Below are 10449 nucleotides of genomic sequence, written 5' to 3'. Positions count from 1 at the left end.
TCGCGACGACCCTTACCGGTGCCCCCTACGTCGTCTGGTGGAGTCAGTGCCCCGACACGGCGTGCCACGGCAGCGTCAGCTCACCGAGCCGCCAGCGGTCGCGCCTGCCGAGCACCGGCCACCCCCGCTCGGCGAGCAGCCGCACCGTCTCCGTCCACCTGGCGCGCTGCCCGAAAGCGCCGTAGGGAGCCGCAGCGGCCCAGCAGGAGTCCAGAGCGGACATCAGCACGTGCACGGGTTCGCCCTCGACGTTGCGGTGGATGAGGGCCTTCGGCAGGCGTTGCGCCAAAGTGGACGGACGCTCCAGGCTCGCCGTCCGGCAGGCCAGTGTGAGGGTTCGGGGGCCGTCGTGGGTGAGCGTGACCCACGCGCAGAGCCTGCCGATCTCGTCGCAGGTGCCCTCGACGAGCACACCACCCGGCGCGATGCCCGACAGCATCGCCTCCCACGACGGCACGACGTCCTCCTCGGCGTACTGCCGGAGCACGTTGAAGGCGCGCACCACGGCGGGCCGCGTACCGGCGAGCTCGAACCCTCCCCTGCGGAAATCGAGCAGGGGAGGCTCCGCCACAGCTTTCCCCGCCGCCACCCGGTCAGGGTCGAGTTCCAGTCCCAGCACCCGCACGCCCGGCCGCACGACAGCCAGCCGCCGCGCGAGCTCCACCGTGGTCACGGGCGATGCGCCGTAGCCGAGATCGACGACGAGCGGCTGCTCCCCGGCGGACAGCGCGCCGCGCACCAGCGGCTCCGACACCATCCAGCGGTCGATCCTGCGGAGCCGGTTGGGGTTGGTGGTGCCTCGTGTCGGCGAGCCGACCGGCTTCAGCGCGCCAGCCATTGCTCCGTGGCGCGCGCCTCGGACTCCAGCAGCCGTGTCACCTGGTCCACGACGAAACTCTCGATCTTGCCGCCGACGAAGGGCACCCTGACGGACACCTCGCCGCGCGTGGTCTGGACGGACCCCGCGCCACTCGGCACCAGTTCGACGTCCGCGGTGATCCGGCCGGGGATGTCGGCGACCTCCACCGTGACCGTGCCCGTGAACCGATCGCCCTCCCGGTTCCACACGTGCGTGCGCCGCACGGTGAGATCGCCCGAACGGAGGGTGCGCACGAGAGAGGGCAGCTTGTCGGAGGGGACGGCCTGCAACAGCGTGTACCTGGCGCCGTGTTCGGTCACCTGGTGGTCACGCAGCTCGGCGTGTTCGCCCCCGACCAGCTCAAGCCGTGCCAGCAGCGCCTGCTCCTCGGTCTGCGCGGCGTAGGCATCCTCGGCGCCGCTCGTGAACGTCGCCCGGTGGTCGATACGGGTCGCCATGCCGGGGACAGTACCGTCTGAGGTCGTGAGCACTGTCGAAACGGTCGGCCGGACGTGGCTGCGTGAGCACACCACCCTGCGGCTCGGCGGGCCCGCGCGCCGGTTCGCCGTGGCCGAGACCACCGACGAACTCGTGGCCATCGTGCGGAAGCTCGACGAGGCGGGGGAGCCCGTGCTGCTGGTGGGCGGCGGCTCGAACCTCGTCGTCGGCGACGAGGGCTTCGACGGCACCGTCGTGCGCATCGCCACCGGCGGCTGGAGTGACGACTTCACGACGGTGGCGGCGGGGCAGGACTGGGACGCCTACGTCGGCGCCACCGTCGAGGCGGGGCTCGGCGGGCTGGAGTGCCTCTCCGGCATCCCCGGCCGTGCGGGCGCGACGCCCATCCAGAACGTCGGCGCGTACGGGTGCGAGATCAGCCAGGTGCTCGAATCGATCGAGCTGTACGACAGGGCGGCCCGCGAGGTGAGGACCGTCACGGCGGCCGAACTCGGCTTCGCCTACCGCACGAGCGTGCTCAAGGGCACCGACTCGGGCGTCGTGCTGTCGGTCCGGTTCCGCCTCGCGGGCGACGGCCTCTCCGCGCCCGTCCGCTACGCAGAACTGGCGCGCAGGCTCGGCGCCCACGTCGGCGCGCGGGTACCGGCGAGCGAGGCCCGCGAGGCCGTGCTCGCGCTGCGCAGGGGCAAGGGCATGGTGCTCGACGCCGGGGACCACGACACCTGGAGCGCGGGTTCGTTCTTCACCAACCCGATCGTCGCCGAGCCCGACGTGCCGAACGTGCTCGCCCGGATCACCGACGTGGTCGGCGCCGACGCGGCCGTGCCGACGTATCCGGCCGACGGCGGGGTGAAGCTGTCCGCCGCGTGGCTCATCGAGCGGGCCGGGTTCGCCAAGGGGCACCCCGGCCCGGGAGGCCGGGTCTCGCTGTCCACGAAGCACACGCTGGCGCTCACCAACAGGGGCGGGGCGACCACAGCCGACCTGCTCGCGTTGGCGAGGCAGGTCCGCGACGGCGTGTTCGAGCGGTTCGGAGTCGAACTGCGGCCCGAACCGCTGCTGGTGAACTGCGCGCTCTGAAACCGCAAGGCGACTACTGCCGGTGTACGCGGCTGCCGCTGTACTGCGCCGTCGGCTTGAGGACGATCTGGTCGAGATTGACGTGCGGGGGGCGGGTCGCGGCGAACGCGACAACGTCGGCCACGTCCTCCGCGGTCAGCGGCGTGAGCCCCTCGTAGACCTTGGCCGCGCGCTCGGTGTCGCCGCCGAACCGGTTCACGGAGAAGTCGGTCTCCACCATCCCCGGGATGATCTCGGTGAGCCGCAGCGGATCGCCGAGGTGTTCCGATCGCAGCGTCCTGTGCAGTGCCGACTGGGCGTGTTTCGCGGAGGTGTAGCCCGCGCCGCCGTCGTAGACCTCGTGGCCAGCGATGGAGGTGATGGTGATGATGTGCCCGTCACCCGACGCGAGCAGCTTCGGCAGCAACGCCTTGGTGACCCGCAGCGTGCCGAGCACGTTCGTCTGCCACATCCACCGCCAGTGCTCCTCGTCGGCATCGGCGATCCGGTCGAGCCCCTTGGCGCCACCGGCGTTGTTGACCAGCACGTGGCACTCCGGGACCTGCTCGGCGAAGGAGGCCACCTGCTCGGCGTCGGTGACGTCGAGCAGGTGGGCGGTGCCCGAAAGCTCCTCGGCGAGCGGGCGCAGCCGCTCAAGCCGCCTCGCGCCGAGGACGACGTGGAATCCCGCCGAGGCGAGTGCGCGTGCGGTGGCCTCGCCGATGCCGGCGCTGGCTCCTGTGATGACTGCCGTTCGGGTGTTCATGACGCCTGATGCTGCCAGGTAGTGTTGGCGTGCTCATCGGCGGTTCGCGGTGTGGGAAACGGTTTCTCGCGAAGGGATTTGACGGGGCGGATGGGGTCGGAGGTCGTCGGCGCGTCGGGTGTCCGGATCGGGGTTCGGATCGGCGGTGAGCGGGATCGTCCCGCGCTCGTGTTCGTCCACGGCTGGGCGCAGTCGGCGCGGGTCTGGGACACGCAGTTCGCCGACCCCGCACTCCGCGAGCGATTCCGGCTGATCGCGCCCGATCTGCGGGGACACGGTGAATCCGAGGCGCCGGAGACGGGCTACGACGATCCGGAGACCTGGGCCGCCGACCTCGCGGCCGTGCTCGACCTCGCGGGCGGCGACGCGGTCGTGATCGGCTGGTCCTACGGCGGTCTCGTCATCGCCGACTACCTGCGCGTCCACGGCACGCGAGGGCTGGCAGGCGTCGTCTTCGCGGGCGCCATCACGGAGATCGGCAGGGGCCGCCCCGGCGGGAAGATCGGCCCCGCGATGGTGGGCGCGCTGCCGGCCGCGCTGTCGGACGATCTCGACGTCGCGCTCCCCGCACTCGCCTCGCTTGCCAAGGGGATGGCGCACCGGCCGATCCCCGGCGCGCTGTCGCAGGCACTGCTCGGCGCGAGCCTCGCCGTGCCACCGGCGGTGCGCACGGCGCTGTTCCGCCGCGATGCCGGCAACGCCGACGTGCTCGCCGCCGTCGATGTGCCCGCGCTCGTGATCCACGGCACCGACGACGCCGTCGTGGACGTCACGGCGGGCGAGTACACGGCAGGGAAGATCGCGGGGGCTTCCGCGCGTTGGTTGCGAGGGGTGGGCCATCTCCCGTTCGTCGAGGCCGCCGACGAGTTCGACACCACGCTGCGAGCCTTCGCCGAACAGGCCCTCGAAGAGCGCTGAACGCGCGTCCCGGCCGAGCAGAAAGGTGATTCGGTGACGATCTCCCGGCACCGGGCGGCCCCGTGGCCGCGCCGGATCGCGGTGCTGTCCGTACACACCTCGCCGCTGGAACAACCCGGCACGAACGATGCGGGCGGCATGAACGTCTATATCTTCCACACGGCGGTGGAGATGGCGCGTCGTGGAACGAACGTCGAGGTGTTCACGCGGGCGACGTCGTCCGATCAACCACCGGTGGCGGAACTCGCGCCGGGAGTCCTCGTCCGGCACATCCAGGCAGGGCCTTTCGAGCCGTTGACCCGTGGCGAGTTGCCGTCCCAGCTCTGCGCCTTCACATCGGGTGTATTGCGTACGGAGGCGTTTCAGGAGCCGGGCCACTATGACCTGATTCACTCGCACTACTGGCTGTCCGGCCAGGTCGGCTGGCTGGCCCGCGAACGATGGGGCGTGCCGCTGGTGCACACGGCGCACACGCTCGCGAAGGTGAAGAACGCCGCGCTCGCCGACGGCGACACCCCGGAGCCGCGAACGCGGGTCATCGGCGAGGAACAGGTGGTCGCCGAGGCCGACCGGCTGGTCGTGAACACCGACGTGGAGGCGGATCAGCTCGTGCGCCTCTACGACGCCGATCCCGGCGCCGTTCGCACGGTCTCGCCAGGGGTTGACCTCGACCGGTTCCGCCCCGGCAGCAAGGCCGAGGCCAGGGCCGCGCTCGGATTGCCTGGCGACGCGGTGGTGTTCGCGTTCGCGGGCCGCATCCAGCCGTTGAAGGCCCCCGACGTGCTCCTTCGCGCAGCCGCCGCGCTCGCGCGCCGTGACGCGGAGCTGCGACGGCGGCTCGTGGTGCTCGTGGCCGGCGGTCCTTCCGGCACCGGTCTCGATCAGCCGACGTCGCTGCGGCAGCTCGCGGGCGAACTCGGCATCGGTGATCTCGTCAGGTTCCTGCCGCCGCAGGGCGGCGAGGACCTCGTCAACGTCTACCGTGCCGCCGATGTCGTGGCGGTGCCCAGCCACAACGAGTCGTTCGGGCTGGTGGCGCTCGAAGCGCAGGCCACCGGTACCCCCGTGGTGGCGGCCAGGGTCGGAGGCCTTCCCGTCGCCGTCGCCGACGGCGAGTCAGGGGTGCTGGTGCCCACTCACTCGCCGGACGACTGGGCCGACGCACTCGCCGGAGTCGTGCTGCGCCCCGGAGTGCGGGAAGCCCTGGCGCGCGGCGCTCGCCGCCATGCGGCACGGTTCTCGTGGGAGCGCACGACAGAGGCGCTGCTCGACACCTACGCGGAGGCGACGAGGGCCTTCAGTGCGACGTCGTTGGAGGTGGCGGTGTGAGCATGCTTTCCGAACAAGGCAAGCGGGTCGATGCCCTGGTCAGGGCGACGTTGGACGCGGCAGGTCTCGACTACGACCGGCGGAGGGAAGGCGTGTACTTCGTCACCCTGCCCGGCACGAGGAAGCTACAGACGAACTGCTGGTTGATCGCCAGGGAGCACTCGCTCGCGGTGGAGGCGTTCGTGTGCAGGCGGCCCGACGAGGCACATGAGGACGTCTACCGGTTCCTGCTGCGCCGCAACGCGAAGCTCTACGGCGTCCACTACACCATCGACTCGGCAGGGGACATCTACCTCGTGGGCCGGTTCGGCCTTGACGCCGTCACGGAGCCGGAACTCGACAAGGTGCTCGGTCAGGTCCTCGAAGCCGCCGACGGTGATTTCAACACGCTGCTCGAGCTGGGCTTCGCGACGTCCATCCGCAAGGAGTGGGACTGGCGGGTCTCCCGGGGCGAGTCGCTGGCGAACCTCAAGCCCTTCGAGCACCTGGTGCGGCCGGAGAGCCCGCACACCCCCGGATCGCTCACGTCCGACTGAGGCGGCGCTGATCACACCGGGAACCGGCGGATCGTCGTGCTCGTTGGACGGCGTAAGACGCGGTGGTGAGGGAGTGTCGCGGGGCGGCTCGAGGGAGGGGGGAGTCGCGAACTCGAGCCGCCCCGCTGACGTTCCCGCCGCGTGGACCCGGTGGCGAGGGGGATGCCAACGGGGCCGGCGGGCCGCAGCTCGGCAGGGGGGAGACGAGCTGCGCCTACGCCCGCGTCCGGCCGGGGAGTGCGTGGTGACCGACCGGGCGGGTTGTAGCCAACTTGTCAGACCAAGGTCTGTAATCACAAGACTACGCACTACCCCGATAGGGTGAAATTCGCCCCCTCGGTTAACGCCCCGCATTTCTCTGGGCGGGAACGTCATGTTGTTGGCAGCACGCTTGGGGCATGGGTGAAGTTCCGCCCGCCGCCATGCAACTCACAGTAGAAAACGCAGGTCGATTCCCGCTGCCCCGTTCCGGAGAACAGCGGCATGGCAGGCTTGTGGCATGTCCGAACTTGGAACCCTTGTGCTGCTTCGCCACGGGCAGAGCACGTGGAACGCGGAGAACCTGTTCACGGGCTGGGTCGATGTCCCGCTGTCCGAGCAGGGCGAGGCCGAAGCCCGGCGCGGTGGCGAACTCCTCGCCGAAGCGGACCTTCTGCCCGACGTCGTCCACACCTCGCTGCTGCGGCGCGCGATCTCCACGGCGAACATCGCACTCGACGTCGCAGAAAGGCACTGGATCGACGTGCGGCGGGACTGGCGGCTCAACGAACGGCACTACGGCGCGCTTCAGGGCAAGAACAAGAAGCAGACGCTCGAGGAGTTCGGCGAGGAGCAGTTCATGCTCTGGCGCCGCTCGTACGACACGCCGCCGCCGCCCATCGACGCGGACAGCGAGTACAGCCAGGACGGCGACGCGCGCTATACCGGACTCGGTGACGCGATGCCGAGGACCGAATGCCTCAAGGACGTCGTCGCGCGGCTGCTGCCGTACTGGGAGTCGGCGATCGTGCCCGACCTCAGGGCGGGAAAGACGGTGCTGGTCGCCGCGCACGGCAACTCGCTCCGAGCCCTCGTCAAGCACCTCGACGACATCTCCGACGCGGACATCGCCGGTCTCAACATCCCGACGGGCATCCCGCTTCGCTACGACCTGCGTGACTCCGGGGGCGAACTGCGGCCGGTCAACCCCGGCGGCACCTACCTCGATCCCGAACAGGCGGCCAAGGCCGCGGCGGCAGTGGCGAGCCAGGGCCGTTGACGCCTGCCGCGCTGCCGGTGCGACAGGCTGGGGAAGGTGAGCCCTTCCCCAGCCTGCGGGGGCCAGGTGGTGAACGGCCGGTGACACGGTGGCGAACAAGTGCCCGGAAGATGTCACGGCTGTCACGACAAGGCTTCGAGTACTGGTCTTCGGGGCCACCTCCGTGCCTACGATGCCACCCGTGACGGCGCCCGCTACGTTCGCGCTGGCCATCGCCACCGCGGTGATCGGCCTCCTCATCGGTATCGCCGTCGGCAGGTCCGGGATCGCTCGCAGACGCACTGCGGCGCAGGGCCCGACGGCCGCCGAGCTGCTCGACAGGTTCGTGCGCTCCTCCAACAACGGTGTGCTGATCCTCAACCGTTTCGGCGATCTCGTGTTGCACAACCGCAGGGCGGAGGCACTGGGGCTCGTGCGGCTGAACCAGGCCGACGCCAGGGCCCGCAAGGCCGCCGAGCAGGTCGCCGAGACCGGCGAACCCACAGAGATCGACCTCTCCCCGCTCGCGGTGCGGGGCAGGGGGCCGGAGGCTGTGCTCGGCGAGGTGCGGCCACTCGGGGACGGATACGCCGTCGTCGAAGCCGTTGACCACTCCGAGGTTGTGCGCCTCGAAGCCACGCGAAGGGACTTCGTGGCCAACGTCAGCCACGAGCTGAAGACACCGGTCGGCGCCATCGCGCTGCTCGCCGAGGCGGTCCTCGACGCGGCCGACGACACAGCCGAGGTCCGGCGCTTCGGCGAGAAGATCCTGCGAGAGTCCACCCGGCTCGGCAAGCTCGTCACCGAGCTGATCGCGCTGTCGCGGTTGCAGGGCGCGGAGAAGCTGCCGGAACTCACCGTGGTCGATGTGGACGCGGTGGTGGCCGAGGCGTTGGGCCGCACGAGGCTCGCCGCCGAGTCGGCCGACATCGAGATCACCACCGACAACGCGAGCGAACTGCGTGTCGAGGGCGACCGCACGCTGCTCGTCACCGCGTTGTCGAACCTGCTCGACAACGCCGTCGCCTACTCGCAGGCGGGAAGCCCCGTGTCGATCAGCCGCAAACTGGTGGACGGGCACGTGGAGATCGCCGTCACCGACCGGGGCATCGGCATCGCCGAGGTGGACCAGCAGCGGGTGTTCGAACGGTTCTACCGGGCGGACAAGGCGCGGTCCAGGGCGACCGGAGGCACGGGGCTCGGACTGGCCATCGTCAAACACGTCGCAGCGAACCACGGCGGCGAGGTCCGGTTGTGGAGCAGGCCGGGGATCGGTTCCACGTTCACGCTGCGCATACCGGCGCACCCGAACGCAGCCGAAGAGCGTGGCGATGCGGTTCCGGCCGCACTGTCCGCCGCCAAGCCCGCCGCCAAGCCTGACGCCAAGCCCGCCGCACTGCCCGCCGCCAAGCCTGACGCCGCCGCGCTGCCGGAGCAGGGCGCGCGGAGCGCGCACACCGTGCCTGCGTCAGCGCAGGAAAGCCCCCGAGGAGGAGAAACGTCGTGACCAGGGTTCTGATCGTGGAGGACGAGGAGTCGTTCGCCGACCCGTTGGCCTTCCTGTTGCGGAAGGAGGGGTTCACGGCCGCCGTCGCCACCGACGGCAGGCAGGCCCTCGAAGAGTTCGACCGCAACGGCGCCGACATCGTCCTGCTCGATCTCATGCTGCCTGGCATGAGCGGCACGGACGTGTGCAAGCAGTTGCGCCAGCGCTCCAGCGTTCCGGTGATCATGGTGACGGCAAGGGACAGCGAGATCGACAAGGTCGTCGGTCTCGAACTGGGGGCCGACGACTACGTCACGAAGCCCTACTCGGCCCGTGAACTGATCGCGCGCGTCAGGGCGGTACTCAGGCGAGGCGAGAAGCCGGCGGTCGAAGGCCAGCAGGCCCAGCCCGTGCTGACAGGCGGCCCCGTGCGCATGGACGTCGAGCGGCACGTGGTCACGGTGGACGGCACGGAGGTCCCGCTGCCGCTGAAGGAGTTCGATCTCCTCGAGTACCTGCTGCGCAACGTCGGCCGCGTGCTCACGCGCGGCCAGCTCATCGACCGGGTGTGGGGCGCGGACTACGTCGGTGACACCAAGACGCTCGACGTTCATGTCAAGCGTCTTCGCTCCAAGATCGAACCAGACCCCGGTTCGCCTCGGCATCTGGTCACCGTCCGTGGGCTGGGCTATAAATTCGAGGCCTGAAACGGGACGTTCGGCGCAGAGTGGCGACCGCCGAACGGTTCCCCGTCCGATGTCACAGTGGAAGCACGCCGGCGAACGGTACCGTAGGACTTTGTGCGCCTAGGGGTACTCGACGTCGGTTCCAACACCGTTCACCTTCTCGTGGTGGACGCGCATCGTGGTGCCCACCCCACGCCGATGCACTCCGAGAAGTCGGTGCTGCGTCTCGTCGAGCAGATCGACGAGGGCGGCGAGCTGGACAAGAAGGCGGCCGACGAGCTGGTGATCGCGGTAGCCGAGGCCCGTGACGCGGCCGAGCGGCTGGGGTGCGAGGAGGTCATGTCGTTCGCGACGTCGGCGATCAGGGACGCGGTCAACGCCGCCGAGGTGTTGCGGAGGGTCGCCGACGAGACGGGCATCGAACTCCAGGTGCTGACGGGCGAGCAGGAGGCCACCCTCACCTTCCTTGCCGTGCGACGGTGGTTCGGCTGGTCGGCGGGGCGGTTGCTGGTGCTCGACATCGGTGGCGGTTCCCTCGAGGTCGCGATGGGTATCGACGAGGAGCCGGAATTCGCGGAGTCGCTGCCGCTCGGTGCGGGCCGCATCACGCGCACGCGCTTCGCCAACGACCCGCCCACCCGCTCGGAGGTCGTCGCCACTTCGGCCTGGCTGGAGGACCAGCTCGCCGATCTCGCCGACCGCGTCGCGAGCACGGGCGTGCCCGACCGTGTCGTGGCCACGTCGAAGACGTTCCGGACGCTGGCGAGGCTGACGGGTGCCGCGCCGTCGTCGGCAGGCCCTCGGGTGAGCAGGGTGCTGACGCGCGCAGGTCTCCGGCAGCTGATCGCGTTCATCTCACGCATGTCGTCGGACGACTTGGCGCAGCTTGAGGGTGTGAGTCCCAGCAGGGCACACCAACTCGTCGCGGGCGCGCTTGTGGCGGAGGCCACGATGCGGGCGCTGTCACTGGAATCCCTGGAAATCTGTCCCTGGGCGCTCAGGGAGGGTGTCATCCTGCAACGGTTGGACCGCTCCGACGGCACAGAACAGACCGCTTTGCTGACCGGCCGGAGGCGGCACGCATGATGCCTGGGTTCAGACTGGACGTAACGAA

Annotated in this window: 11 protein-coding genes; 8 read left to right on the top strand and 3 right to left on the bottom strand. The window is 70.2% G+C overall.

Annotated elements, in window-relative coordinates; genetic code table 11:
- Window positions 1-43 precede the first annotated feature (43 nt).
- Together SACXIDRAFT_RS08610 and SACXIDRAFT_RS08605 are read right to left on the bottom strand one after the other, a co-directional pair.
- Complete coding sequence (locus tag SACXIDRAFT_RS08610) at window positions 44-838, bottom strand: class I SAM-dependent methyltransferase (protein WP_006238159.1); 795 nt, start codon at window positions 836-838, stop codon at window positions 44-46.
- Window positions 823-1317 (bottom strand): DUF2505 domain-containing protein, encoded by a 495-nt coding sequence (locus SACXIDRAFT_RS08605; RefSeq protein ID WP_006238158.1) that lies wholly within the window; start codon window positions 1315-1317, stop codon window positions 823-825. The genes SACXIDRAFT_RS08610 and SACXIDRAFT_RS08605 overlap by 16 nt, the downstream gene beginning before the upstream one ends.
- A 25-nt stretch (window positions 1318-1342) precedes the next feature.
- Between SACXIDRAFT_RS08605 and SACXIDRAFT_RS08600 the strand changes: the two genes are divergently transcribed.
- Window positions 1343-2398 carry a UDP-N-acetylmuramate dehydrogenase gene (locus SACXIDRAFT_RS08600; RefSeq protein ID WP_006238157.1) on the top strand — a complete coding sequence of 352 codons (1056 nt, stop codon included), beginning with the start codon at window positions 1343-1345 and terminating at the stop codon, window positions 2396-2398.
- Window positions 2399-2411: 13 nt separating this feature from the next.
- Here SACXIDRAFT_RS08600 and SACXIDRAFT_RS08595 read toward each other — a convergent pair whose 3' ends face one another.
- Window positions 2412-3143 (bottom strand): SDR family NAD(P)-dependent oxidoreductase, encoded by a 732-nt coding sequence (locus tag SACXIDRAFT_RS08595; protein WP_006238156.1) that lies wholly within the window; start codon window positions 3141-3143, stop codon window positions 2412-2414.
- Window positions 3144-3233: 90 nt separating this feature from the next.
- Between SACXIDRAFT_RS08595 and SACXIDRAFT_RS08590 the strand changes: the two genes are divergently transcribed.
- From SACXIDRAFT_RS08590 to SACXIDRAFT_RS08560, 7 genes are all read left to right on the top strand, one after another.
- Entirely contained in the window at window positions 3234-4061 is an 828-nt protein-coding gene (locus SACXIDRAFT_RS08590; protein WP_006238155.1) for an alpha/beta fold hydrolase, read from the top strand.
- Window positions 4062-4094: 33 nt separating this feature from the next.
- The gene (mshA, locus tag SACXIDRAFT_RS08585) at window positions 4095-5390 is read left to right on the top strand and encodes a D-inositol-3-phosphate glycosyltransferase (protein ID WP_006238154.1); all 1296 of its coding nucleotides are present in this window, start codon (window positions 4095-4097) and stop codon (window positions 5388-5390) included.
- Between the two features lie 2 nt (window positions 5391-5392).
- Complete coding sequence (locus tag SACXIDRAFT_RS08580) at window positions 5393-5926, top strand: type III secretion system chaperone family protein (protein ID WP_006238153.1); 534 nt, start codon at window positions 5393-5395, stop codon at window positions 5924-5926.
- Window positions 5927-6425: 499 nt separating this feature from the next.
- Complete coding sequence (locus SACXIDRAFT_RS08575; protein ID WP_006238152.1) at window positions 6426-7184, top strand: phosphoglyceromutase; 759 nt, start codon at window positions 6426-6428, stop codon at window positions 7182-7184.
- A 181-nt stretch (window positions 7185-7365) separates the two neighbouring features.
- Complete coding sequence (locus tag SACXIDRAFT_RS08570) at window positions 7366-8670, top strand: sensor histidine kinase (RefSeq protein ID WP_040922097.1); 1305 nt, start codon at window positions 7366-7368, stop codon at window positions 8668-8670.
- The gene (locus tag SACXIDRAFT_RS08565) at window positions 8667-9356 is read left to right on the top strand and encodes a response regulator (protein WP_006238150.1); all 690 of its coding nucleotides are present in this window, start codon (window positions 8667-8669) and stop codon (window positions 9354-9356) included. The genes SACXIDRAFT_RS08570 and SACXIDRAFT_RS08565 overlap by 4 nt, the downstream gene beginning before the upstream one ends.
- Window positions 9357-9449: 93 nt before the next feature.
- Window positions 9450-10421 (top strand): Ppx/GppA family phosphatase, encoded by a 972-nt coding sequence (locus tag SACXIDRAFT_RS08560; RefSeq protein WP_006238149.1) that lies wholly within the window; start codon window positions 9450-9452, stop codon window positions 10419-10421.
- Window positions 10422-10449 lie beyond the last annotated feature (28 nt).

Source organism: Saccharomonospora xinjiangensis XJ-54 (genome assembly GCF_000258175.1).
GTDB lineage: Bacteria > Actinomycetota > Actinomycetes > Mycobacteriales > Pseudonocardiaceae > Saccharomonospora > Saccharomonospora xinjiangensis.
The sequence above is the reverse complement of the archived record's forward strand: the minus strand, read 5'-3'. Positions and strand labels throughout refer to the sequence as shown.